The organism is Priestia sp. 179-F W1.4 NHS (assembly GCF_045369295.1).
Taxonomy (GTDB): domain Bacteria; phylum Bacillota; class Bacilli; order Bacillales; family Bacillaceae_H; genus Priestia; species Priestia zanthoxyli.
Map to the genome: position 1 here is coordinate 860711 of NZ_JBIQFF010000002.1, position 25201 is coordinate 885911.

Here is a 25201-nt window from a genome sequence, read left to right on the forward strand (position 1 = left end):
ATCCCTCCTGACAATTTACTGCTAAAATCGTACATAATTTCACCTGAAAAATATAGTTATAAATATATATTTTTAATTGTAACGCTCTAGAAGCATTGATTGATTTTAGAACCTTATGTATAATCGAGATAGATACAAATTGAAAATGATTATCATTAACAGGAGTGCTGAATGATGAATTTAACTACCGTGAGTATTGGCGACAAAGTAAAAGTTAAAAACATTGAATTTTTAGATAGATCATTAGAACGCCGCCTTCTTTCTTTTGGAGTAAAAAAAGGCTGCGAACTATGCATGAAGCAAAAAACCATCTTAGGAGGACCTTGTATTATTGAATGTCAAGGTCAAATGATTAGCATCCGAAAACGCGATGCGGCCAAAATTGAGGTTGAGACAGCATGAGTACAATTGCACTTTTAGGAAATCCAAACACAGGAAAAACTTCTTTATTCAATATATTAACAGATTCCTATGAATACGTAGGAAACTGGAGCGGTGTAACCGTTGAAAAGAAAGTTGGATCTATTAAAAAGCAAAACAGCCAGCTGGTTGATTTGCCGGGTGTGTATGACTTTACTCCTCTTTCTTCAGATGAAGCAGTGGTAACTAACTTTTTGTTAACCGGAGAATTTAACAGTATGCTGAATATTGTAGACGCTTCTCAGTTTGAAAGAAGCATGCATCTCACTATTCAAGCATTGGAATATGGAAAGCCATTAGTAATCGGCTTAAATATGATTGATGTAGCGGAAAAACGCGGATTGACTTTTAATTTGGAGAAGCTTAGCAAATCATTACATATTCCGGTTTCAGCGATTATTGCCCGTAATGGAAAAGGAATTAATGAGCTGCTCTCTACTTTGAAGCAAGATTTAAAAGCCCCTTCATTTCAATTAAATTATGGGGAAACCGCTGAACAAGCAATTCATATGATTCAAACAAAAGCGGACGTCAGCAGATGGATTGCCATTCAATTCTTAGCGGAAAATAGCGTAATCGAATCAACATTAAAAGAAAAAGCGAGTTACTCAGAGCTGCTTGAGCTGCGAAAAGCCGCTGCACAAAAAATAAACAAGCCGCTTAGCGAGCATTTCTTCGACGTGCGTACAGCATTTATTGAACGCATTTCGAGCGAGTGTATCATAAAGGGCAGCGAAACACCTTTAACCTTCACGGATCGAATCGATCGAATTGTGACGCATAAGTGGCTTGGTCTCCCTATTTTTCTTGGCTTAATGTATTTGATTTTTAATATTACGTTTACTTGGATTGGCGTTCCGCTTTCTGATAAACTGGACGGCTTCTTTGGCGGAACGCTTAGTGAAGGCGCTGATTCTCTTTTAAATGCAGCTGGTGCTGCTCCATTTATTCATGATTTAATTGTGGATGGCATTATTGCAGGAGTAGGCGGCGTACTGGTATTTGTACCACAAATTTTTGTCCTGTTCTTTTTCATTTCACTGCTTGAAGATTCAGGATACATGGCTCGAATTGCTGTAGTAATGGATCGTATAATGGAATTTTTTGGTTTGAACGGAAAAGCATTTATTCCGATGATTATTAGCTTTGGATGTAACGTACCGGGGATTATGGCCGCGCGTACAATTGAACAGCGAAAAGAGCGCCTTATGACCATTTTAGTCAATCCATTTATGAGCTGCTCAGCACGTCTTCCTGTATACGCTTTGTTTGTAGGTGCGTTTTTTGTGCAAAACGGAGCAGCTGTGGTGTTTTCTATGTACTTGCTTGGCATTATTTTAGCACTTGTTGTAACGAAAATTTTATCAGTAACGCTTCTTAAAGACGAACAATCAACTTTTATTGTTGAACTTCCTCCTTACCGCGTACCTCAAGCCAAGACTCTTTGGAGAAGCACGTGGGAAAAAGGCCGAAATTTCGTCCGAAAAGCAGGTACGGTTATTTTAGCTGGCTCTGTATTTATCTGGCTATCATCTTACGCTGGCCCTGGCGGTTTTGGAGTAGATATGGAAAATAGCTTTATGGCTATTATTGGAGGTGCTATCGCTCCTCTATTTATCCCTTTAGGTTTTGCGACATGGCAAGCTGTAGCATCACTGATTACAGGGTTCCTAGCGAAAGAAGTGGTTGTTTCAACTATGAGCATCATTTATAAAGTACAAGAAGGACAGCTTGGCGACACAATGAAGACATTCTTTACACCGCTAACAGCCTATACGTTTATGGTGTTTGTTCTTCTTTACGTTCCGTGTCTAGCAACCGTCGCTGTTATTCGACGAGAAACCGGCTCATTAAAATGGACAGCATTTGCTGTGGCCTACCCTTTGGTTGTCGCTTATCTCGTAGCTTTGCTTGTACACACTATTGGAAAAGTACTTGGTTTTTCTTAAAAGGAGTGAATAACATTGATTATTAACATTTTAATTGGGGTTTTGATTTTTGGGTATGCCCTTTATCATATGACAAAATTCTTCCGCAAGAGTACTCAGGGAAAATGTGCAAGCTGCGCACAGCAATCTTCTTGTGCAACGGATGATTGCGGTATTGACTGGGATAAAACGATTCAAGAGGCTCAAAATCAATCATCTTAATACATTAAAAAAGCATCCTGATAGACGGGATGCTTTTTTAATGTTACGCAACTAGTTTTAAAATGAGATGAGAAAGGACTTCCTTTTCCTCTTCACTGCTGACTTTCCATAACTCATGAAGGACTTTTTCTTCTCGGTTTCGAGGCTCCTCATTTTTGGCTAAATAGCTAGCCACTTTTTTTGTAGCAGCTGCTAATTGTTCCTCATTTAACCCGAGCTTTTTACCGACATGAACTTTTTGAGTTAAATAATCAGTAAACGTATCAAAATTCTGCAAAATTGCTTCTTTTTTCTCCGTCCCTAAATTATCTACCGTTTCTTCAATTTTATTCATGTCTTTTGTAGTTCCTTCATTCATTTGACTCACAGTTAACATCTCCTTCTTAGTGAATAGACTGATATGTTCTTTCACGCTCAGATTCTGGTTTTTCGTCCGGCGTCATCTTTTCCTTACTTATTTCAGAAGTTGCATCTTTCACTTTTTCACCAATTTGCTGTAAATCACTTTTAGCATCTTCTACCGTTGATTTTGCATCATGCGTAACGCTTTTCACATCTTCTGCTTGCTTAAAGAAATCTTCATTTACACGCTCGTACAAATGTTTGGCATCATTAATTGCATCTTTTAAAAGATTCGATGCATTTTTCATTTGCTGCACCATTTTTTCTTTTGTTTCTTGAGGGTTCTCTTTTACTTGATTAATCATGTTTGCAGAAGAGTCCTTTAATGTAACGGCTCTTCTTTTAACAGATGAGCGAGTTTTATTATCAAGTAATGTTATACATCCACCTACAACTGCCCCGACAACAACACCTTTTACTAGCTTGCTGCTGTAGCTTTTCCCCGTGGTGCTAACAGCAGCAGTGCTATTAGCTGTCTGTGGATTGTTATTAATTCCTACATCGTTGTTGATGCCTGCGCTGTTGCTTAAAGCAGGGTTTTGTAATTCAGATCGGTTTCTTTCCATTTTTACTGCCTCCTTTAGCATCGTTATTGAGTGATTTCCCATCTTTTTTTATATTTAAACAATTGAATTCGTTAAAAATAAAAAACATGACTAAAGGCCACCTTTTATATCTCACTAGTCAAGAATAACTATATAGTAAAAAAAGCTAAATTTTTTAATGGAAAGATACAAGCCGGATTTTTGTAAAAGGATTGTCAGCACCGGTATAATAAGAAGTACTGTAAAAGAAATTTTATACTATTGGTCATAGGGGTGAAACAATTGAGCCAGCTTAATAAGGAATTTAACTGTGAAAAAGAATTAACGCTTGCTATTATCGGCGGAAAATGGAAGATGCTGATACTATGGCACTTAGGACGTGAAGGAACAAAACGGTTCGGGGAACTAAAATCGCTTATTCCTGATATTACGCCGCGCATGCTGGTTAACCAGCTGCGGGAACTGGAAGAAGATCTAATTGTTAACCGTAAAGTTTATCCTGTCGTACCACCTAAAGTCGAATACTCACTTACAAAAGAAGGAGAAAGTTTAATGCCTATTTTGACAGCCATGTACGATTGGGGTAAAAATTATCGTGATACAGTGCTGGTCAATCAAGAACAAAAGGCAGAAACGTTAATTAAATGATGGAAACGAATCCTTCTATTCCATAGTTTTTATTTTTTTATGCGGATGATATTACTCAATATCATCCGCATTTTTAATAAAAATTAAGCGGTTACAAGACTGATATGTCCATTAGTATACTTCTGTATACTATCATTCCCCACACTATTTGTGGGAAAAGTGCGTACTTTTAAGAACCTCAAACTGCGGGTACAATAACTACACCAGCTGCTTTTTATGTAAAAAGGCACAAAAGGTATCTATAGATTTCTGTAAGGAGTGGAGTAGAATGGAATTACAATTAGCATTAGATCTTGTTAATATTTCTCAAGCAAAAGAGGTAGTAAAAGAAGTTGAAGAACATATTGATATCGTGGAAATCGGTACACCTGTTGTAATCAATGAAGGGCTTCGCGCCGTTAAAGAAATTAAAGAAGCATTTCCTAATTTAAAAGTATTAGCTGACCTAAAAATCATGGATGCAGCTGGTTATGAAGTACAGCAAGCTTCTCAAGCTGGAGCAGACATCATTACCATCTTAGGTGTGGCTGAAGATATGTCAATTAAAGGTGCAGTTGAAGAAGCGAAAAAACAAGGTAAAAAAATTCTAGTCGATATGATTGGTGTAAAAGATATTAAAGGACGCGCAAAAGAGCTAGACGAATTTGGCGTTGACTATATCTGCGTACACACAGGATACGATCTTCAAGCAGTTGGTCAAAACTCTTTTGAAGATTTAGTAACAATCAAAAGCGTTGTAAAAAATGCAAAAACAGCCGTTGCTGGCGGCATTAAATTAGAATCTTTACCTGAAGTAGTAAAAGCACAGCCTGATCTTGTTATCGTTGGCGGAGGCATCACGAGCCAAGATGATAAAAAATCAGTTGCTTCTCAAATGAAAGAGCTTATTACAAATTAAGGAGCTTTCTATGCAGACGAGCGAACATTTAAAAACGGTTATGAATGAGCTTTTACAAACAACAGCTCTAATCGCTGACGATGAAGCTGAACAGCTTGTAAATGGCATCATCTCATCTAAAAAAGTGTTTGTCACAGGAGCAGGCCGTTCAGGTTTTATGGGCAAGTCGTTTGCTATGCGTATGATGCATATGGGCATTGATGCTTATGTCATTGGAGAAACCGTGACGTCCACTTTCACGCAGGATGATTTATTAATCATCGGATCAGGTTCTGGCGAAACGAAGAGCTTGATTCCTATTGCTCAAAAAGCAAAAGAACTTGGAGGAAAAGTTGGAGTAGTCACGATTTCCCCCGATTCCACGCTTGGCAAGCTGGCTGACTTCATCGTGAAGCTGCCCGGCGCTCCGAAGGATCAAGAACAAAGCAGTTATCAAACCGTACAGCCTATGGCGTCACTGTTTGAACAAACGCTTCTTCTTTTTTACGATGCGCTGATTCTTCGCTTCATGGAGAAGAAAGAACTTGATACTCATACGATGTACGGAAAGCATGCAAATTTAGAGTAGAAAAAGGTCTTGCCTAGGCAAGACCTTTTTTGTTTTGGAACTTTCTATATAACCAAATATTCACTTATCAGATAACTAAATGTACTTTATCATTATTTATTTTTTCAAAAGCCCTATTCGAATTTTGCTGCATCTCCATAAAACGGCTGCTCTGCAACTTTAATCGAGTCTGTTGGACACCCTTCGTACGCTTCCATCATCTCATCTTGCTGATGTTCAGGAACTTCTTTTGTTCCTTCGTTGTTATCTAATACGGCATAAGCAAGACCTTCTGAATCATAATCATAAAGATCTGGCGCACTCCCTCCACATGCTCCGCAAGCAATACATGTTTCCTTATCTACTATCGTAAAAGCCATAAAAAAACCTCCTTGACCTTTTCACTTTCTCTTTCAGAAAGTTACGTTCAGTATAAGGAGGTTTTTTTAAATTCGTCTTAAATTATTTACTGAGATTCCCCAATATTCTCAAACATCTCATCTACATTTGGCTTTTTCTTAATTAACCCTGACTCTTTTAACCAGTCAACATTTGATTGCCATGATTCTTTCGTTTGACTGCCGAATCCTTGTTCAGACTTCATTTTTGGAAGTAAGATATTCAAACTTTTTGTTTCCACATCTTTTTCGAGCGGAAAGTTTGATTTATCTTGATTATCTAACAAAATTTGAAGTGATTCTTTTGGATGTTTCTCCGTGTATTCATACCCTTTTGTCGCGGCACGCCAAAACGCTTTAATCGTATCAGAATCTTTTGCCCACGTTTGATCCCCTGTAACGGCCACTAGCTCGTAATAAGATGGCACGCCGTAATCTGACGGATCAATGTCAACCGTTTTGTATCCTTTTTTGTGAAGCAATGGTACTTCGTGGTTAATATACGCACCTATTACAGCATCTACTTTTTTGCTAATCAGCGATGAATTTAACTCAAACCCTACGTCTACTAGTTTTACTTTATTCGGATCTCCTCCATCGCTTTTCACCATTTTCTTTAGAACAGATTCACTTAATGGTGTTCCGCTGTATCCTACTACTTTTCCTTCTAAATCTTTAGGACGCTTAATACCGCTATCTTTCAATGCCACAACCCGGTTTAGCGGAGATCTTACAATCGCTCCTACCGACTTTACCGGCACATCTTCATTTGCTCGTGCCATTGCTACATCAGGCTGATAGTAAAGGCCGAGCGTGACTTTCCCTGCAGCTGCTAAATTAAGCGAGTCTGTTGGATTAGCAGGAAATTGTACTTTTACATTCAGCCCTTCTTTTTTGAAATATCCTTTTTCTTGTGCAGCGTAAATGAAGCTGTGCACTGCATTTGGATACCAATCAAGCATAATTGTAACGTCTTTTAATTTTTTACTGTCACCAGCTTTATTTTCCTTGTCCTGACCGCAAGCAGCGAGCATCAAAACAAGCAGCAGGCTTAAGCTAATCGCAAACCATTTTTTCATTCTGTTTTCCTCCACTTTAATGAACGTTTTTCGAAACCTACTACAATAATAAAAAATAAAATACCAAGCGCGGATAAAATCACAATTGGTGCAAATACACCAGCTGCATCAAACTGTGTCATCATGCGACGACTGAAATATCCTAAGCCTGCTTGCGCACCCAACCATTCCCCAATGGCAGCACCTATTATACTAAAGGTAACCGCTACTTTGAGTCCCGAATAAAAATGAGGCAGTGCAGAAGGAATGTTCAACTTAAAGAAAATATCTTTTTTTGTTGCTCCCATCGTTAACATGAGTTCTTTTAACTCTTTGTTTGTAGAACGAAGCCCGTCAAATGTGCTAACGGTAATGGGAAAAAACGTAATTAATACGGTCACAATCACTTTGCTCCAAATGGAGTAGCCAAACCACAGCACAAATACAGGAGCAATGGCAATGGTCGGGATCATTTGTGACGCAATAATAAGCGGATAAAAAGCACGCTCAATAAGCGGACTCCAATTCATCCACACAGCCAGCAGAACCCCTAGCACAACGGATATTACAAGCCCAATTACGACAATAGATAACGTAGCTGGTAAATGCTTAAACAATAAATCCATTCGCAGCTCCCAAAGCTTCGTTAAAATACCGCTGGGCGTTGGTAAAATAAACGGATAGTTTACAATGCGTGCTCCAATTTCCCAAGCAGCCAGCAAAATGACTACTAAAATCACTGAAGCCCCGTACTTTTTCATGTGTTCACCTTCGATCTTAGCTGTTCAATTAAATAATCTTTCACATCAAGCACTCGCTGTTGATTCAGATCTTTTTGCGTTCGAGGTCTGCTAAGCGGCACTTGAATTTCTTCAAGACAACTTACTGGCTTGTCTGAAAAGATAAAAATGCGATCTGATAAAAAAAGCGCTTCATTGACGTCATGAGTGATAAATAAGATGCTATGTTTACGCTTTTGCCATTGTTCAAGCAGCCATTCCTGCATTGATAAACGCGTAATGGCATCAAGTGCACTAAAAGGCTCATCTAAAAGCAGTACGTTAGAACCGCTTAATATCGTTCGCAGAAAAGAAACACGCTGCTTCATCCCTCCGGATAAATCACTTGGAAAACGATTTTCATACCCTTTTAAACCAAACTCTTCGAGCAGCTGAGATACTTGCCTATGAGCACTTGCTTTTGACACATTGTGAAGCTCAAGCGGCAGAGATGCATTGTCTAAAATCGTGCGCCACGGAAGAAGCAAATCTTGCTGCGGCATATAGCCTACTTTTCCTAGTCGCTTTTCATAAGACTTTCCGTTAATCACGATATCGCCTTCACTCTGCTGTTCAAGACCTGTAATGAGACGAAACAACGTACTTTTCCCAGAGCCGCTCGCTCCAACGATACTGACAAACTCGCCTTCTTTCACGTCTAAGTTTAATGATTTTAAAATCGCTTGATCACCGTTCTTGTACGTAAAACTGACGTTTTGAAAAGATAACACAGACCTATTCATGAATTGGCCACATCGCTTCGTTATAAGCCATATCCCAGAACATATACTCAAAACGCGTCGTATTCAAGAAAATTTCTTCAAGCTTTTCTAATTCCACTTCTGATTTATCTTCAGTAAGTGAGTCAAATAAATTGATACACCATGTCGCCAGTTCTCCAAATTCTTCTGAGCTGTACATTTCAATCCACTCACGGTAAAACTCATTGTTAGCTCCAGGCTTTTCACTAAGTTCTTTTCCTATTTCCCAGTAGCTCCACATACAAGGCAAAAGAGCGGCTACTAATTCAGCTAATGTTCCACTTTGACCAACGTGCAGCATATAGTGCGTGTATGCAAGCGTTGTAGGAGATGGCTGCGCTTTTTCTAATTCTTTTTCGCTGATTTCAAATTTCTTGGCATACTCACGGTGCAGACTCATTTCTTCGTTTAATGTAGAATCTAAAAGGGCTGCAAATTTCCCCATCGTTTGAAGATCCGTAGCTTTCATGGCTCCAATCGCAAATAATTTGGCATAATCAATTAGGTAAAGGTAATCTTGAATCATGTAGAAGCGAAACTTCTCCTTTTCAAGCGTTCCATCTCCCATCCCCTGTACGAAGGGATGATTATGATTTTGACGCCAAATAGGCTGCAGCTTTTCGTATAATCGTTCACTAAATTTCATGATGATCACTCCTTATGCGTATGCAGCCACGTATAAATGAACTGCACTATCACTTTTGTATATTGAACAAGCTGATTAATATCTAATTGTTCGTTCACAGCATGTGCATTTGCTAAATTTCCCGGACCGTAAATAGCGGCGGGAATTCCCGCATCAGCTAGCCATCCCCCGTCTGTTACGCTAGTTGACACATCAATTGGAGGCTTTTTCCCTTCCATTTGTTCATGAGTATTTGCAAGCAGCTGCACTCCTGCATGATTTTCATCAATTTCTAATGACGGAAAGATTTCTCCTCTGTCTTCAATCATTGATGTGCCTCCCCATTCAAAGGTTGGCAGATTATCTTTTAACCATGGATCTGCTTTTGCAATAGCTATAATATATTCTTCCACTTCTTTTGATACTTGGTCGTACGATTCATTAGGATAATAGTGAACGGTGATCCACAGCCTGCATTCATCTGCAATAAAAGCAGCATGTCTTCCGCCTTCGATTACTGCTGGATTAATCGTATTTGTCCCTGGCAAAAATCCTGGATAGCTCTTTGTAACAGCCCAGTGACGCTCCAATTCTTGTAGCCCTCCGATCACTTTTGCCATCTTTTCAATAGCGCTTGCGGCTAACAGCCCTCCTCCAGCATGAATCATACTTCGGCGTGTACCGTCATGATAGGTTTTACTGCTTTTTATCGTAATCCATCCCGTGATCACTCCGCCTTGACCTTGAATATGTAAATCACTTGTATCGACTACAAGCGCAAAATCAGCTGTATACCCTTTCTGACAGCATTGCAGCGTACCTGCCTCTCCTACTTCTTCTCCTACAACGGATTCAAAAATCAAGTCTCCTGGCAGCTCGATTCCTGCTTCTGTTAAAAGCTGAACTGCAAATAATGCTCCCGCCAAACCGCCTTTCATATCAGCAACTCCGCGTCCAATTATCATATTGTCTTTCACAACAGCTTCAAACGGATTGGTTTCCCACTTTTTATTTTCTTGTACCTCAGCAACATCCATATGGCCGTTAATAATCAAGCTTTGATAGTCAGCCGATTTTTGTCCTTTTAACGTTCCCACTACGATAGGGTCGTTAGAATATAAGTCCCACATATCAATGGAAAAACCGCAGTTTTTAAGAAAATCCGCTACGTACAGCTGCGCTTCATGAGAATTTCGTGCAGGAGGCGCTGGCGTTTTATACGAAACAAGCGTTGTTAATAACTGGATTAACTCTCCTTTGCGCTCCTCCACCTGTTTGACAAGCAAATCAATTGTTTCTTTCATGTATGACACCTTCCTTTACGCATAAAAAAACACTTCTTTCGCAGGAAAGAAGTGTTTTTGTTTATGTACACAAAATTATTATAACGAGTTCGTAAGGAAATCCCATACAAAACATCCATTACAATACCTCTTTCCTACGCTAGTATTACCTAGTTCAGGTTATAAGGGTTAAGACTTATCGTCTCTCTCAGCTTCGAAAGCACCCCTAGTGGTGTTGTATCTCTATGAAATTAATCTATTATCATATGTTTACCTGTAATAGTTTTATCATAGTAAAGCGTTTTATTCAATAGAAAGGTTCATGATATGGTAATGAAAATAGTTTCCTTTTTAGTAGTAAAAGAAAAAGCACACACCTTTTTCATGCAGTGTGTGCTCTTTGTTTTTGTGACATTACTAGTTAGCTATTGGCTTCTTTAAAAATACGCCATAACTAATAGCACCAATTAAAAGCAGTCCTGCTCCTAACAGGAAAACCGCCGTAAAAGTTCCCGTTGCATCTAATATAAACCCTGTTACGATAGGAGCCATTGCCGCTCCTAGAAATCCACCGAAGTTCTGAATAGCGCCGAGTGAAGCAACTTGTTCCTTTGGTGCAATATCCGCCGCTAGAGTCCAAATGACGCCTGATGGCAGCTGTGACGCGAAGTAGCCAATCGACAATAAGACAATACTTAAGGCTGCATTATCAATAAAAGGAACGGGTGCTACCGATGCTGCGGCTAAGATTGCCCCGCCTACAATTGGTATTTTTCTTGCCGTTACTGCATTAATTCCTTTTCGAATAAATCTATCTGAAATTACACCACCAAGCAACACTCCTATGATTCCTGCTAGAAACGGAATAGCAGCAATCCAGCCCGTTTGTTTTAGGCTAAAACCGCGCTCTGTTTCTAAGTAGCTAGGAAGCCAAGTTAAATAAACCCATATCGTAAACATAATTCCGAAATTCCCGATAATCATAAACCATGTGCTTTTATATTTAAACAGCTGTGACCATTTTGCTTGTGAGGTATGACTGATTTTTATCTCTTCTTTAGGGACAGCTTTCACTTTATTGGCAACATAATCCGGATCTCGGTATATCTTTAGCCAAACAAACATCACAATAAAGCCTGCTGCTCCTATAACAACAAACATTCCTCTCCAACTCATTGTTAAAAGCAGTACCGTTAGAAGTGGCGGAGCAATCGCATTAGCAATTTGAGACCCTGTATTAATAATCGAAGTAGGAAGGCCGCGCTCTTCTTTTTTAAACCATCTTTCCGTCACTTTAATTCCTGAAGTAAAAAAAGGAGACTCCGATACACCAAGAAGCATTCTCATGGCATAAAGAGCAGAATACGTGTTAGTAAATGCACTTGCTACCGTTGCCACAGACCATAGGCCTGATGCCCATGCAAACATTTTTTTCGGCCCGTATTTATCAACCAGCCAGCCTGCTGGTAGATTTGCTAAGGCATATGGCCAGAGAAAAGCTGAAAGCAAAAGACCCATTTGTGTAGAAGACAGCCCAAACTCTTTGGCAATCGTGGTATTAGCGATGCTTAAATTAGAGCGGTCTAAATAGTTAACAACTGCTCCAATTAGCAATACAATAATAAGCCACCAGCGTATATTCGTCTTTTTTACATCTTGCTTTACAGGACCTAAACCTTTGTTAACGCTTTCATTTAATTTAGATGTAACCGCCATAGAATATCCCTCCATAACCTTAATCGTTATAGTGAATGAGCTGTTTGCTTATTATCAAACAGCCCTGTTCACTAGAAATGCATGAGTTTATTCAGAACATGAACCAATTATTAAACACTGCTCTTTGGACGAATGCTATTTAGTTTATCATCTAATTCTTTGACTTCTTCTTCTGTTAAATCTATTTGAGGAGATCTCATGCCACCAACATCAATGCCTCTCAATTTTAATGCTTCTTTAAAATAAGACATGTTGCTTCCGTTTAAAAGAGCTTCACAATATTGAATAGCAACTTTTTGCATCTTTCTCGCTTTTTCTAAATCATTCGCTTTAAAGGCATTATAAGTCTCTACAAAAGGTTCGGGATAAACGCCCGATACACCGGAGACAACTCCTTCACATCCCATAGCCAGAGCTGCTAAAAATAAACGATCGGTTCCGGGAAGAACAGAAAAGTTTCCATCGTTAATATTTAAATAATCATTTACGCGTAAATAGTCAGGGTAGCTATATTTAATACCAATTACATTCTTGCATGAATCTGCCACTTTTTGAGCTACCTCTGCCGTTAAATCATTGCTTGAACACTGAGGAATATTATATAAATATACGGGAAAATCATTCGGGACACTGTTTGCTACTTTTATAAAATACGTTTCTAGTTCGTTATCGTTTGCTCCAAAGAACATAGGCGTAACTACTCCGATACCGTCGGCGCCAATTTCATAGGCATGTTTTGCAAGCTCAATTGTATCTTCTTCATTCATAGCTCCTACATGTATGAATACGGTTACACGATTAGCCGCTTGTTTCACTACTGTTTCTGCAACTTGCTTTCTTTCTTTGACAGATAGACGAAGCATCTCGCCCGTGGTACCAAGCGGATACAAGCAGTGCACTCCTTTTGAAATTAAAAACTCTGTTAAATTTACTACTTTCTCTAAATCTACTTCACCCGTTTTAGTAAACGGTGTAACCATTGCTGTTGTAACTCCGTATAAATGTTTCATTTCCTTCTCCCCTTTGTTAGTAGTGAATTACTCTATATTTAGTAAAACGTTTTAGTACAACGTTTTACTAATAAAAAAATAAAAAGCTTGCTCTTATATTTTTGTAAATCGGTCTCTTTTTAAAGAGACCTCATGAATGGCATTGCTTTTTATTTGATTCTCGTTGTATTACGATGAATAATTTCCAAATCAAATATCTGTTGGTCCACATCCCCATATGGATCAGAAATTGTTTTAACTAAAAGCTCTCCTGCACAATAGGCCATTTTTTCTACCGGCAAATTGACAGTCGAAAGTTTTGGGTTAGTAAATTTAGAGAACTCTTGGTTATCAAATCCCATCACTTCACAATCAGCTGGCACAGAGATGCCGTAGTCATTAAGAGCAGAAAGAGCTCCTAATGCAACATGATCACTCAAACAAATCACAGCGGTTGGAACTTTTCCTTGTTCAATAAGCTGTTTGATGCTGTCATACCCACCTTGTTCTGTATATGAACAGTAATGGTGACAATACGTAACATCAGTCTGTTCAATTCTATCTGTTACGCCTTTTACTCCTGCTTCTAAAGCCTGTGAAGACACGTCTGGAACTAAAATACTGATATGTTGATGATTATTACGAATAAAATGATCTGCTACCGCTTGGCCCGCTTCATAATTTTTGGATTGTATAACAGAGTATATAGATGATACACGATTAAATAAAACAATCGGAACACCAGGTTTAGATCGGTGAATATAAGCCTCATCAGCTGCCGTTGTATTCGCAATAATCGCTCCGTTAAAATATGAAGATGTTTGAAGACCTTTTACAGAGGAAATACCTTCTTCATTTTGAAACGTTTCGACTAATAATTTAATAGTAGGGCCGCTTTTTAATGAAGCTATGTAGTTTTGAATACCTGTAAGAATGCATCCCACTAACGATACGCGCGTATCAATTGGCCAAATAAGAGCAATTGTTAGCTGCGCTGATTTGTCTTGTCCCCGCAAGTTACGCGCAGACATATTGGGGATATAGCCTAATTTTTTTGAAGCTGCAATTACACGCAGTTTAGTAGCTTCAGAAATTCTGCTTGCTCCCGGTTTGTTGTTTAAAATGAGGGAGGCAGTCGTAATTGAAACATCTGCTGCTTTTGCAATATCTTTAATTGTAACCAGATGACCATCTCCATTTTTAGTTTAACGTTTTACTAAACTTAGTATAACGCTTTCATTTTAGTTTGACAATTCTTTTTTCTTCCGCTTAAATAAAAAAATGGATTCGATGATGAATCCATTTTTCCTTTTAGACATTGATAAGCTTAAGTTTTTGTCCCGGTCTCACTAATGAAAGCAGCTCATGATCTTCTTCTATTACATACCCAATCACATTCACATTAGCATTTGCAGACAAATTCCTTTTAGCTATTTGAACCTCTCCTCTGTAACGTCCGTAGCCATCATTGTCCATTGTAATTGCTCCGATTCTGCGTTCTACTGTATGAAATGGCAGCACTGGTTTTACAGATCGTGTATCAACCAAACGCAGAACGTCTCTTGATACATCCGGACGCACGCTGTACGTTCCCTGTATATGAGGTGAACGAATGCGTAGCGGAATAATGCGGTTTTCTTGATATTGAACTAAACGTTTTAATAAATTTGAACTGGCGTATGGATCTCCAATATAAACCTCCGTTACTCCGCATCCGTATAAATCTACTGCAGAGGTAAAAGGACATTTATTACGGTCTTTTTCTCTAGTAGGAAGTCCTTGATAAATAGGTCCTCTCTTTTCGCCTTCTCCAGGAATATAAGCACAAACTGGAATACGAAGTTCGTTAAATAAATCTGTTTGCTGTTGAAAAAACGTTTCTTCAAGCCCTGTTTCAGGCCGCGGATAAAAATTATGCCAAGCAAGCACCTGATGATGATGAAGGCCTGCAGATAATAGCGCTTCTATTTCTAGTTTTGACACTGTACTTGCATTAAGGGCAATATAAAACTCATCCGCAAGTAAAATCGTTTCTTCTACGCTAAAGCCATCGTCTAGTCTAATACCTGATACGCCAAGTGAAGATAGAGTCATAAGGCTTTCGATACCTAAATGAACCGGTGTATGCTTAGATACATCTGCATACACGCTTATTCCACAATCTCTAGCCACATGAAGCAATTCTTTTGCCCGTTCAGCCAAATCTCCTTTTTCCTCTGGAATGTGAAGTGAAGTGAATGCGCGTGTAACGCCGCATTCACTCGCTTCTACTAATCTTTGTTTGGCATCTCTATCGTTCAAATAAAACGAAATGCCAATCATTCAAACTCCCTCGCCATTTCATCGTTAAATCCAAAGAAATAGGTACAAATAAAGCCTGCTGCGTAAGCAATAACTAATCCAAGTAAATAAAGAAGAATTTGATGCGCATGAACTAAAAACGTAAGCGGCAAACCCGATACTCCCACTGCTACAGTTGCAATATGGAAGTGCGCCTGAAACGCTCCGCCGATTCCAGCTCCAAGACAAGCGGTTAAAAAGGGACGCCCTAAAGGAAGTGTGACTCCAAAAATAAGCGGCTCTCCGATTCCCAGCAGCCCTGAAGGAAGTGCGCCTCCAATTGCTCGCTTTAAGCGTTTTTTCTTTGTTTTGATATAAATAGCAAAAGCTGCACCAACCTGACCGGCTCCGCCCATTGCTAGTATAGGAAGAAGCGGATCATCTCCAATCGAATTAATAAGCTCTAAATGGACCGGAGTAAGACCTTGATGCAGTCCTGTAATAACGAGCGGCAAAAACGTTGCCCCTAAAACAAAGCCTGCTACAACTCCTCCAACCTCTAAAACTCCTAAAAGACCTTTTGTGATTCCATCTGAAATGAAGCCGCCGATTGGCATGAATACCACATACGTAATAATTCCTGTAATTAACACCGTAACGGTTGGTGTAATAATAATATCCAGTGACTGTGGGACAAATTTACGTACTCGTTTTTCTAACACGGCCATAAAGATTGCTGCAAGCAGCACTCCTATTAAGCCCCCACGCCCCGGCAAAAGTGCTTCACCAAAAAGTTTAATATCAGCTACGGCAGGATTAATGACTAAAATGCCCGCTAAGCCTCCTAGAGCTGGCGAACCACCAAATTCTTTTGCTGCATTAATACCTACTAAAATACCCAGATAGGCAAATAAACCGCTTCCGATAACGGTTAAAAGAATAGCAATCTGTGAATCTGCCGGAAGCCACTTCGCCTGCACAGCTGCTTTTGTCACTCCGGTAATAAGTCCAGATGCTACAAGAGCAGGTATCAACGGAATAAAAATACTTGCAATTCGGCGAAGCAACAGCTTAAACGGAGTTGCATTTTTTTCTTTCAGCTCCGATTTCCGCTGTGCTGCACGATCTTCTAAGTTAATACCGCCGGATTCATCAATTAACTTTCCAAATTCTTCTGTTACTTTGTTCACTTTGCCCGGCCCAATAATGATTTGCAGCGTTTCTTCTTCCACTAATCCGAGCACGCCTTCAAGTTTTCGTATATCTGCCTTTTTAACAATTGAATCATCTTTTATAGTCACACGCAGCCGCGTCATACAATGCGTATACGCTTCAATATTGGATGCTCCCCCAAGCATCTCCAAAACAGCCTTTGCTAATTGATGATTATCTAAAGACATGTTAATCCCCCTTTGTATTTTCCTCTTAGATGGATACGCCACTGAGGAAACAGACCACAAAATCCCCTTTTTGTAATCGTTTTCTTTTTTTATTTCTTATCTTTCAAAAACTGAATGGCATCTCTTGTTTTGTCAATATACTCAATCGTCTGGTCGTACTGCTGCGCTGCAATACTTAAAAATAAAACATCAATCACATAAAGCTGGGCTAAACGAGACGATGTTGCTGCGCTTCGAAACGGCGCTTCTTGAGAATAAGACGTATACAAACAAATATCTGCTAAAGACGAAACGGTAGACTGTCCGTACTTAGTTAAGCTAATCGTCTTTACTCCGCGATTTTTAGCTAAAGATAAGACGTTGCTTACTTCAGGAGTCTCTCCTGAAAAAGAAATACCCACAACTACATCGTCTTTACTTGCATTTGCGATGAGTGTAGCTGCTAAATGGCTATCCGCAAAAGCCGTCGCATTTTTATTAATTCGAAGAAATTTTTGCTGCGCATCTATAGCAATAATATGTGAAGCACCAATTCCGAAAAAATGAATGTTTTTTGCTCCAATCAGCGCCAAAACAGCCCGCTCTACTTCTTTATAATTCACAAGCTCAGCCGTATCACTTAGACTTTGAATGCTGTTGCTTGCCGTTTTTTTGACAATAGATTGAATTGTTTCATTTGTTTCAATATCACGGTATCCTTGTTCTGTATCTTTAGCTAAATCACCGGCTACTCTAACCTTTAATTCTTGAAAGCCGCTAACCCCGATAGATTTACACAAACGAATAACAGCAGCACTGCTCGCATTCGCTAGTCTTCCTAGTTCCCCAGCCGTACTGTTTACCACAGTATGCGGGTTGTTTAAAATATATTCAGCAATTTTCCGCTCCGAATCTGGAAGCTTAGCCACCGTGTTTTTAATCATTGTTAATCCGCCTGTTGACATCGTTTCTCTCCTTTATACGTAATGTTCAATCGCTTTTCTCACATACCCCCCCGCATTATTCAGTAACATCTTTGCGGTGTCGTAATTTTCATTTGTTTTGATCATAACCACTGCTGTTTTTACCTCATTATTTGCTTCTTCAAGCGTTTGACTTGCTCGCTCGTAAGAAACACCTGTAATTTTACAAATAATACCTATCGCTCGTTCCTTAAGCTTTTCATTACTCACATGAACATCTATCATTAAATTTTCATATGCTTTTCCTACTTTAATCATGGCCGCGGTAGAAATCATGTTGAGAATCATTTTATGAGCGCTTGCTGCTTTTAACCTTGTGGAACCTGTTAGCACTTCTGGACCTACTACTACCTCGATGCTATGATCTGCTTCTTTTCCAATAAGTGAATTACCATTGCAAGACAGCGCCACTGTTTTAGCTTTTACAGATTTTGCATATTTCAATGCACCAATCACATAAGGCGTACGTCCGCTTGCAGCAATTCCAATGACTGTGTCTCGTTCATTTAAATGTATTTTTTGTAAATCTGCTGCTCCCAATTCTTCTTTATCTTCTGCACCTTCAACTGCTTTCACAAATGCTTTTTCTCCTCCAGCCATCAGTCCCTGTACCTGATTGGGATTGGTACTGAAAGTAGGCGGGCATTCAACAGCATCCAATACTCCCAGCCGTCCGCTTGTTCCTGCTCCGACATAAATAAGCCGCCCTTCCTTTTGAAACGATTCGCTTACAAACTCAACTGCTACCTCTACGTCTGGAAGTACCTCTTGCACAGCCAGCGCCACTTTTTGATCTTCTTTATTCATTACGTTTAAAATTTCTTTTGTACTAGCCGTATCTATCTTCATGGTCTGCTCGTTTTGAGACTCTGTTGTTAATAACGTAAGCTGTTCATTCATCTTTTCGGCCCCTTTTTCATCATGTAGTGAAGTTATGGTTATTATAATTCGTCTAAAATATAATTTCAATAATTTATTTTATTTTTTGAAATTACATTTTAAAACAACATAAAAAAAGATTTCAGGTATATAGCTGAAATCCTTTTTTATGTCTATTTATGATTGTTGAGCAAATGTTAACAGATACTCATCTTGCATTAAAACTTCGTAATCTTTTTCACCATTTCTTACGACGTGTACAGGGACTGTTTTTGCCGGAAGTAATTCAACTGGCTCACGATAGCGTTTTGCTACTCCGTCAATAAGTTCGTTTACTAACTGCTCGTTACTCAGCTCACCCGCCTGATATTTTTCTGCAAGTGGTGTCATGACTTCCGCTAATACACTTGCATCGTTAAATCCTTGAATTTCGACTTGTACGACGTACGCACCATCTTCAGCAATATACGCTGCATCTTTAATGGTATATTTTGTAGATGAAAGAGCTTTTAGAAAAGCGCTGCTTACTTCGTTTAACTGCTCATCGGTTATATTTGAGCTCAATGATGATAAAGCCCCTTTAAAATTCGTTTCAAAAAACTCTACAAACGAACTCTTTTGGAACTCCCCTTTTTCTTTTACCTGTTTCTTATCTTGCTGATTCGGATGTTTAGCAACAAATTGATCTGTATTTTGATAAACAGTGGCTTGAATTAAAGCATCCACGTATTGTCCCGCTTCCTTGGCATAGGCAGCCTGCTTTTCTTTACTTGGCGTTTCGGTGCTGCTACCATTAGAAGCAGCAGCGGCTTTTGTTTCCACTTTTGGTTTTGTTACATTGTCTAATTGGTTATATGTATACGTATACGTTTGCTTAGACTTTGAGTTTTCTGTTTTTCCGTCTACTTTAACTGAATACGACTGATTTTTTACTACTTTCTTTATTTGCTTCGTTTCTTTATCAATTGTCACAATAAGCGAAAAATCTTTTCCTTTAATTTGGTCAAGGTCTACAGCAGTATCGCTGCCTTGATTTGTTATTTTATAATAAGCTTTAGCATCACCTGCTACAATTTTTTGCTTTTTGTCTTTGTCTCCGTTAAATGTTAATACATACTCTTTGCCTTTTTCGGTGACGTCAAATTCATTTGGAAGATTTTTATCATATTTTTGGTAGTAGCGTATTGGATTTTGTTGAAGCTCCCTAGCGTTATTAATTAAAGCCTTAACGTACTTTTTTTCTTCTCCCTGTACTTTTGTGCTTTCTTCTCCAGCCATAGCTAACGTTTCATCACCGTCATGATACATCTTCAATTCTTCGCCGTTCATTTTTGTGTTAATGTAACCTGCTTTACTTTTAAAATCAAACTCTTGTACTCCGTTGACTTTGTAATCGGACGATCCTTCTTCTTTCCCATTGATTTTCACTTGAACATTTTTCACCTTTTCTTGTGCTTCTTTCACGTCACCCGTTAATTCCTCTGAAGACGGCATCCCACATGCCGAAAGCAATAGAGCGAATGATAGTGCTAAGCCGGTATTCATTATTTTTTTCATCTAAGAAACTCCTTTTTAAATATTTTTCCAAAAATAAGAATCTATGTACTTAGTAAATACACATTTTTACCATTTGTGAAACTCAACTTTACTGAATTACCATATTTACATTTAAATAGTAACCAACAAAAGAAGGAAATTGAACAATAAAAAAGTCACGAATCCGTGACTTTTTTAACAACCTTCATAACTTATTTTTTGTTAGCGCTTTTATTTCAACCTCTTATAATTCCATTACTTGTCCCTATCAGTACTTCTTTACCTTGTTGATTTCGATACACTGATTTGATTTTCACTTTTTGAAAACCATCTGCTTTTTCTACTTCAGTTAATATACATTCACAGGTAACTGTATCTCCTGCAAAAACTGGACGAAGAAATTCACTCACCATTTCTCTTGCAATGTAGTTTAAGTCTCCCCCTATCTTTGTCCCAATACTAGCAGTCATAAGCCCATGTACCATTAGCCGCCCTTTTTCGTCACGTTCTATATGATGTTTGCCCCGGTCTCCAGTCATCTCCGCAAACTGCATGATTTCTTCCTCTTGAAACGTTCTTTGCCACGTAAATGTATCTCCTTCTTTACATTCCATCTTATCCCTCCCCTTAAGATTATGACTTTACTTTTTAACTATATCACAAAAATGAACGGTCATTCATTTTCACATCAAAAAAATAGCAGAATAAATATATCCTGCTATTTCTGACAAGTAGGACAGTAATAAAGCCTTCTAGAAGCAGCTTGGACTTTTAGAATAGGCGTGCCGTCCATTCGACAAGCTTCTCCTTCACGGTTAAAAACCCAGTGGCGGTATGCAGAGCGCTTTTGCCCTTTCTTTTTTAACGATTCAGCAAGCTTTACATCATTTGTAATGCCACCTGTTTTATAGGACTGTTTTACAAGAGAAATGGTTGCTTCAGCTGCCTTTTTAAGCTGTTCTTCCGTGCAGTCTATGGGACGAGCTGCAGGGTTAATTCCCGCTACAAATAGGATTTCACTGCGCAAGTAATTGCCAATCCCAGCTATAAAGCTTTGGTCTAGCAGCAGCGATGCCCACTTTCTACGATAAAATGGTTTAGAATAAAAACGGTCTAAAAGCTCACCTGCCGTTACTTCTTCACTTAAGATATCAGGACCAACCCTTGATACAAAAGGATGAGCTGGAACTTCTTCATCACGCAATACTTCAATATCAGAAGCGCTATAAAGCAGCGCTGATTTTTTTTCATTATGAATTGCAAGGCGCAGCTGTCTGTTTGTAGATGGATAATTGTAAGATGAACGAACATACCATTTTCCATAAAGCTGATTATGTGAGTAAATGGTATAGCCGTTGTCAAAACGAATAAGCATAGCTTTTCCTTTTGTATCTACTCTCTCAATACGAGCTCCTGTTAATACTTCTTCATAATGTTGCAAAGATGGAAAAGCAAACCATATCTCGCGAACGGGAAGACCGATAATCGCTTTTTCCACTTCGTCGGCTGCTCGTCTAATTTCTGGACCTTCTGGCATATAATGAAACTCCTTTCTTGCCTAACTTTCTTCATTTATTATTTCGGTTTTATTTCTGCTTTGCAAGAAAGAAGCGGCTGCGCCCTTCTTTTGCTAAAAGAACCTTTAAATTATGCATGACGTTTACTCTTATAGTAAAATGTTGATACCTTTTTTACTTTCTATAGTGTTTATCTTACTTCCTTTGACTTATACTAGTTGGTAACCTTTTAGAAACTTGTTAATTACTTAGCATGAGGAGTTTATTATGAATAATCAATCATTTTCTCCACTATCAGCCGCTGAGATGGCTGTTATTTGGAAGCAGTATATGAACGATAAAGCGATTTCTTGTATGCTCAAACAATTTCTTTGTCATGTAGACGATTTAGAGATTCAAAAAGCGATTCAAGGTACACTGCATATCACCACAAAAAACAGTGATGCGCTCACTGCTATCTTTTTAAAAGAAAATATGCCAATCCCGCTTGGTTTTGGAGAAGAAGACCTTGACGCTGAAGCTCCAAAATTATTTTCGGATTCTTTTTATTTGCTTTATTTAAAGCATATTTCAAATGTCCTTCTGCTGTCAGCAACTACGGGCGTCGATGTTGCCGCAAGAAATGATGTACGATCTTTTTTTCGCAGCTTGCTGTTAAAAGCAGAAAAGCTTAACCAAACGATTACAGATTTGTTGTTAGAAAAACAAATTTTTATAGAACTGCCTCCTATTCCTATTGCAGATGCGTCTGATATGAACGATAAAGAACTCTTCTTAGGAAGCTATTTTGATGAAAAGCGGCCGTTAACCGTCATTGAAATTTCTCATATCGTGTCAAGCATACAGACGAACTTAATTGCAAAGGATTTAATTTTAGGGTTTGCTCAAACAGCTCCTTCTCAGGACATTCAGGCTTTTTTATTAAAGGGTAGAGAGCTTGTGCAGCAGCATATTGAATCCCTGTCACAACCGCTAATGGTAGAAAACATACCGGTCACAATGAAGTGGGATTACGGAGTAGAAAAGTCTTCCGTTCCTCCATTTTCAGAAAAACTCATGATGTTTCACCTCGCTGCAATGATTACTGAAAATGTACGTGGCTACGGGCTTGCGATGTCAACAAGCCCCCGTTTAGATCTTGCTTTAAACTATACAAACTTCACGACTGAAATTTTAGAATACGCCAAAGAAGTATCTAGAATAAGTATTGAACAAGGATGGCTGGAAGAGCCTCCGCATATTCCATTCCCAAAAATTCATTTGGAATAAAAATAAGCTCGCGCTAAAGCGCGAGCTTATTTTTTAGATTCTCTCCACAGTAAATAAAGAAAATACGGAGCGCCGATAATGCCAATGATTAATCCGGCCGGAATTTCAATCGGAGGAGCAATTCCTCTCCCAATCAAATCTGCTGCTAGTACAAACAAAGCTCCAAGTAAAGCGGCTGTAGGAATCAGTTGTTTATGTCTCGGTCCCACTAACCGTTTGGCCACATGAGGAATAATAAGCCCTACAAAGCCAATGGTGCCAACAACCGATACAACAGCAGCCGTCATTGCCACTGCGCTTGCTAGTAATACTAGACGAATTAACTCTACTCTAGCCCCTAGTCCTCGAGCCACTTCATCGCCTAAATGAATTAAATCTAATCGGGCAGCTAACAGCCAAATCAGCGGTAGTAATATAACAATCCAAGGAAGTAAACCAATCAATTGATCCCATGTTCTTCCCCATAAGCTGCCGCTCAGCCAAATCAGTGCCGCATTGACGTTTGGATTTGCTTTTGAAATTAACAAGTGAATACCCGATGAACAAAAAGCGCTGACTGCTACACCTATTAACGCAAATCGAATAGGTTCTACTCCTTTTTTATAAGCAAGCAAATAGACGATTACAAAGACAATAGAGCCTCCTGCAAACGCAGCGACTGATAAAACAGACGGGCTTGCTAAAGGCAGTAAAATAGTGACTGCAACAGCAGCTAACCCTGATCCGCTTGAAAGACCTAATGTATCTGGACTGGCGAGCGGATTTCTCATAATAGACTGTACGACGACTCCGGACACAGCTAGGCCGATTCCCGTTAAAATAGCCAGCAAAATACGAGGCAGGCGAAATTCTACCAAAATAGACGTCAAGTCAGGATCGCCAATGCCAATAAAAGACGTAATAATATCTAATGGCGGTATGTTAATGTCTCCTAAGCTAAGGCTTATCACGCTTAGCGCTATAATTAAGACAGAAAGAATGATAAACAGGCCGACAGACTTGAATCGAGATGGCTGCTTTTTTGTTTTATTGACAGTCTGCATATATACTCATGCCTTCCTTTCTGTTTTTTTGCGTCTCGCCAAGTAAATAAAGTACGGTGTTCCAAGCAATGCTGTTACTGCACCTACAGGGGTCTCATACGGATATGTAATAAATCGCGACAATACGTCTGCTAATAGCAATAAAGATGCACCAAGCAGCGCGCTCATTGGCAAAACAACTCGGTAATCTACACCTATTAAATAACGAACCATATGCGGAACAACAAGCCCTACAAAGCCAATGGGACCCGCAATTGCCACAGAAACACCTGCTAATACAATCACAACAACTGCAGTGAACGCTCTAATGGCAAAGACTCGCTGCCCGAGTCCTCTAGCTACATCATCTCCTAAAGATAACAAAGAAGACGCTCTTCCCAGACCAAACGCAATAAGCAGACCCACAATGCTAAAAGGAAGCAACACGTGAACATGTCCCCAGTCCCGCCCAATAACTGAGCCGGTGAGCCAAAACATAACGCCTTCTGTTTTGCTTTCATTAAAAATTAACAGCGTTTGCGTAAGAGACATAAGCATACCTTGTATAGCAACACCCGTTAAAGCAAGCTTTACATCGCTGTCTCCTCCTTTAATCAACGAACTCATGACATAGACAATAACAGCAGCAAAGGCGCCTCCTAAAAATGCTCCAAATACCCCACCAATCATGCTTACACTCGGAACTAAAACCGTTAAAAATACCATTGCCGCTGATGCCCCGGCATTAATACCAAAAATACCAGGAGAAGCTAATGGGTTTCTAGTTAATGCTTGCATCAACGCTCCGGCGACAGCCAAATTAGCGCCAACAAATGCCGTTACCAATAAGCGAGGCAGACGGACAGTTTGAATAATAGATTGTTCTTTTGATCCGTCAAAATTTAGTATAGCTTGCTTAATCGTTCCAAAAGAAATATGTATAGAACCGATGGAAATAGATAAAAACATAGAAATCAGTAAAAGAATAATAACCGCAAGGAAAATAGCTATTATACGAAGTGGAGATTTGTTTCTTTTGGATAAACCGTGAACAGCTTTCATAATAGACTGCGCCTCCTTTCATTTGAAAGTTCAATAAAAAGAAAAAAACAACCCC

General features: G+C 39.1%; 27 protein-coding genes, 1 pseudogene and 1 riboswitch. Of the genes and pseudogenes, 7 read left to right on the top strand and 21 right to left on the bottom strand.

Going from position 1 to position 25201, the window contains the following annotated elements; translation table 11 throughout:
* Window positions 1–174 precede the first annotated feature (174 nt).
* The 3 genes from ACH0CI_RS14835 to ACH0CI_RS14845 are packed head-to-tail and all read left to right on the top strand — an operon-like array spanning window position 175 to window position 2570.
* Window positions 175–402, top strand: coding sequence for a FeoA family protein (locus tag ACH0CI_RS14835; RefSeq protein WP_025749730.1), 228 nt, complete (start codon window positions 175–177; stop codon window positions 400–402).
* Window positions 399–2369, top strand: a complete 1971-nt coding sequence (gene feoB, locus ACH0CI_RS14840; protein WP_033578156.1) for a ferrous iron transport protein B — start codon at window positions 399–401, stop codon at window positions 2367–2369. The genes ACH0CI_RS14835 and feoB overlap by 4 nt, the downstream gene beginning before the upstream one ends.
* Before the next feature lie 15 nt (window positions 2370–2384).
* Entirely contained in the window at window positions 2385–2570 is a 186-nt protein-coding gene (locus ACH0CI_RS14845) for a FeoB-associated Cys-rich membrane protein (protein WP_013081918.1), read from the top strand.
* 43 nt (window positions 2571–2613) lie between these two features.
* On the opposite strand, the gene ACH0CI_RS14850 is transcribed toward ACH0CI_RS14845, so the two are convergent.
* On the bottom strand, window positions 2614–2937 hold the full coding sequence (locus ACH0CI_RS14850) for a DUF3243 domain-containing protein (RefSeq protein WP_013081917.1): 324 nt from the start codon (window positions 2935–2937) through the stop codon (window positions 2614–2616).
* Between the two features lie 16 nt (window positions 2938–2953).
* Complete coding sequence (locus ACH0CI_RS14855) at window positions 2954–3538, bottom strand: hypothetical protein (protein ID WP_033578155.1); 585 nt, start codon at window positions 3536–3538, stop codon at window positions 2954–2956.
* Between the two features lie 261 nt (window positions 3539–3799).
* Between ACH0CI_RS14855 and hxlR the strand changes: the two genes are divergently transcribed.
* The 3 genes from hxlR to hxlB all read left to right on the top strand — a co-directional run bounded on the left by hxlR (window position 3800) and on the right by hxlB (window position 5631).
* On the top strand, window positions 3800–4165 hold the full coding sequence (gene hxlR / locus ACH0CI_RS14860) for a transcriptional activator HxlR (protein WP_028412158.1): 366 nt from the start codon (window positions 3800–3802) through the stop codon (window positions 4163–4165).
* A gap of 268 nt (window positions 4166–4433) precedes the next feature.
* On the top strand, window positions 4434–5063 hold the full coding sequence (gene hxlA, locus ACH0CI_RS14865; protein WP_013055599.1) for a 3-hexulose-6-phosphate synthase: 630 nt from the start codon (window positions 4434–4436) through the stop codon (window positions 5061–5063).
* Window positions 5064–5073: 10 nt separating this feature from the next.
* Window positions 5074–5631, top strand: a complete 558-nt coding sequence (gene hxlB / locus ACH0CI_RS14870) for a 6-phospho-3-hexuloisomerase (protein ID WP_335708122.1) — start codon at window positions 5074–5076, stop codon at window positions 5629–5631.
* A 113-nt stretch (window positions 5632–5744) separates the two neighbouring features.
* Here the strand turns inward: hxlB and ACH0CI_RS14875 are convergent, their stop codons facing one another.
* The 17 genes and pseudogenes from ACH0CI_RS14875 to nei all read right to left on the bottom strand — a co-directional run bounded on the left by ACH0CI_RS14875 (window position 5745) and on the right by nei (window position 21813).
* Window positions 5745–5990: a ferredoxin gene (locus ACH0CI_RS14875; RefSeq protein WP_168760382.1), complete on the bottom strand. Its 246-nt coding sequence runs from the start codon at window positions 5988–5990 to the stop codon at window positions 5745–5747.
* Between the two features lie 86 nt (window positions 5991–6076).
* Window positions 6077–7087: an ABC transporter substrate-binding protein gene (locus tag ACH0CI_RS14880; protein WP_028412156.1), complete on the bottom strand. Its 1011-nt coding sequence runs from the start codon at window positions 7085–7087 to the stop codon at window positions 6077–6079.
* Window positions 7084–7827 (bottom strand): ABC transporter permease, encoded by a 744-nt coding sequence (locus ACH0CI_RS14885; protein WP_028412155.1) that lies wholly within the window; start codon window positions 7825–7827, stop codon window positions 7084–7086. The genes ACH0CI_RS14880 and ACH0CI_RS14885 overlap by 4 nt, the downstream gene beginning before the upstream one ends.
* Complete coding sequence (locus tag ACH0CI_RS14890; protein ID WP_406901735.1) at window positions 7824–8588, bottom strand: ABC transporter ATP-binding protein; 765 nt, start codon at window positions 8586–8588, stop codon at window positions 7824–7826. The genes ACH0CI_RS14885 and ACH0CI_RS14890 overlap by 4 nt, the downstream gene beginning before the upstream one ends.
* On the bottom strand, window positions 8581–9252 hold the full coding sequence (gene tenA / locus ACH0CI_RS14895) for a thiaminase II (protein ID WP_028412153.1): 672 nt from the start codon (window positions 9250–9252) through the stop codon (window positions 8581–8583). Before tenA ends, ACH0CI_RS14890 begins: the two co-directional genes overlap by 8 nt.
* 5 nt (window positions 9253–9257) lie before the next feature.
* Window positions 9258–10535, bottom strand: a complete 1278-nt coding sequence (locus ACH0CI_RS14900) for an acetylornithine deacetylase (protein WP_406901736.1) — start codon at window positions 10533–10535, stop codon at window positions 9258–9260.
* Window positions 10536–10649: 114 nt separating this feature from the next.
* A riboswitch (TPP riboswitch) is annotated at window positions 10650–10752 on the bottom strand.
* 179 nt (window positions 10753–10931) lie between these two features.
* Window positions 10932–12230 carry an MFS transporter gene (locus ACH0CI_RS14905; protein WP_406901737.1) on the bottom strand — a complete coding sequence of 433 codons (1299 nt, stop codon included), beginning with the start codon at window positions 12228–12230 and terminating at the stop codon, window positions 10932–10934.
* 110 nt (window positions 12231–12340) lie between these two features.
* Entirely contained in the window at window positions 12341–13240 is a 900-nt protein-coding gene (locus tag ACH0CI_RS14910) for a dihydrodipicolinate synthase family protein (RefSeq protein ID WP_028412150.1), read from the bottom strand.
* 149 nt (window positions 13241–13389) lie between these two features.
* Complete coding sequence (locus tag ACH0CI_RS14915) at window positions 13390–14250, bottom strand: LacI family DNA-binding transcriptional regulator (protein ID WP_406901739.1); 861 nt, start codon at window positions 14248–14250, stop codon at window positions 13390–13392.
* Window positions 14251–14262: 12 nt separating this feature from the next.
* Window positions 14263–14403: pseudogene (locus ACH0CI_RS14920) on the bottom strand (LacI family DNA-binding transcriptional regulator); the annotation flags it as partial.
* 127 nt (window positions 14404–14530) lie between these two features.
* Window positions 14531–15541: a MupG family TIM beta-alpha barrel fold protein gene (locus tag ACH0CI_RS14925; RefSeq protein WP_406901741.1), complete on the bottom strand. Its 1011-nt coding sequence runs from the start codon at window positions 15539–15541 to the stop codon at window positions 14531–14533.
* Window positions 15538–16899 (bottom strand): PTS transporter subunit EIIC, encoded by a 1362-nt coding sequence (locus tag ACH0CI_RS14930; RefSeq protein ID WP_033578151.1) that lies wholly within the window; start codon window positions 16897–16899, stop codon window positions 15538–15540. The genes ACH0CI_RS14925 and ACH0CI_RS14930 overlap by 4 nt, the downstream gene beginning before the upstream one ends.
* An 89-nt stretch (window positions 16900–16988) precedes the next feature.
* Window positions 16989–17843: a MurR/RpiR family transcriptional regulator gene (locus ACH0CI_RS14935; protein WP_033578150.1), complete on the bottom strand. Its 855-nt coding sequence runs from the start codon at window positions 17841–17843 to the stop codon at window positions 16989–16991.
* Window positions 17844–17855: 12 nt separating this feature from the next.
* Window positions 17856–18761, bottom strand: coding sequence for an N-acetylmuramic acid 6-phosphate etherase (murQ, locus tag ACH0CI_RS14940; protein ID WP_028412145.1), 906 nt, complete (start codon window positions 18759–18761; stop codon window positions 17856–17858).
* 156 nt (window positions 18762–18917) lie between these two features.
* Window positions 18918–20297, bottom strand: a complete 1380-nt coding sequence (locus ACH0CI_RS14945) for a DUF6612 family protein (protein WP_406901743.1) — start codon at window positions 20295–20297, stop codon at window positions 18918–18920.
* Between the two features lie 215 nt (window positions 20298–20512).
* Window positions 20513–20890, bottom strand: a complete 378-nt coding sequence (locus ACH0CI_RS14950) for an FAS1-like dehydratase domain-containing protein (RefSeq protein WP_406901744.1) — start codon at window positions 20888–20890, stop codon at window positions 20513–20515.
* Between the two features lie 104 nt (window positions 20891–20994).
* The gene (nei, locus tag ACH0CI_RS14955) at window positions 20995–21813 is read right to left on the bottom strand and encodes an endonuclease VIII (protein WP_275036828.1); all 819 of its coding nucleotides are present in this window, start codon (window positions 21811–21813) and stop codon (window positions 20995–20997) included.
* A gap of 247 nt (window positions 21814–22060) precedes the next feature.
* Between nei and ACH0CI_RS14960 the strand changes: the two genes are divergently transcribed.
* Window positions 22061–23062 (top strand): DUF3231 family protein, encoded by a 1002-nt coding sequence (locus ACH0CI_RS14960; RefSeq protein WP_033578148.1) that lies wholly within the window; start codon window positions 22061–22063, stop codon window positions 23060–23062.
* 26 nt (window positions 23063–23088) lie between these two features.
* Here the strand turns inward: ACH0CI_RS14960 and ACH0CI_RS14965 are convergent, their stop codons facing one another.
* Both ACH0CI_RS14965 and ACH0CI_RS14970 read right to left on the bottom strand, forming a co-directional pair.
* On the bottom strand, window positions 23089–24105 hold the full coding sequence (locus ACH0CI_RS14965; RefSeq protein ID WP_406901745.1) for a FecCD family ABC transporter permease: 1017 nt from the start codon (window positions 24103–24105) through the stop codon (window positions 23089–23091).
* 6 nt (window positions 24106–24111) lie between these two features.
* On the bottom strand, window positions 24112–25146 hold the full coding sequence (locus ACH0CI_RS14970; protein WP_115653126.1) for a FecCD family ABC transporter permease: 1035 nt from the start codon (window positions 25144–25146) through the stop codon (window positions 24112–24114).
* Window positions 25147–25201: the final 55 nt, after the last annotated feature.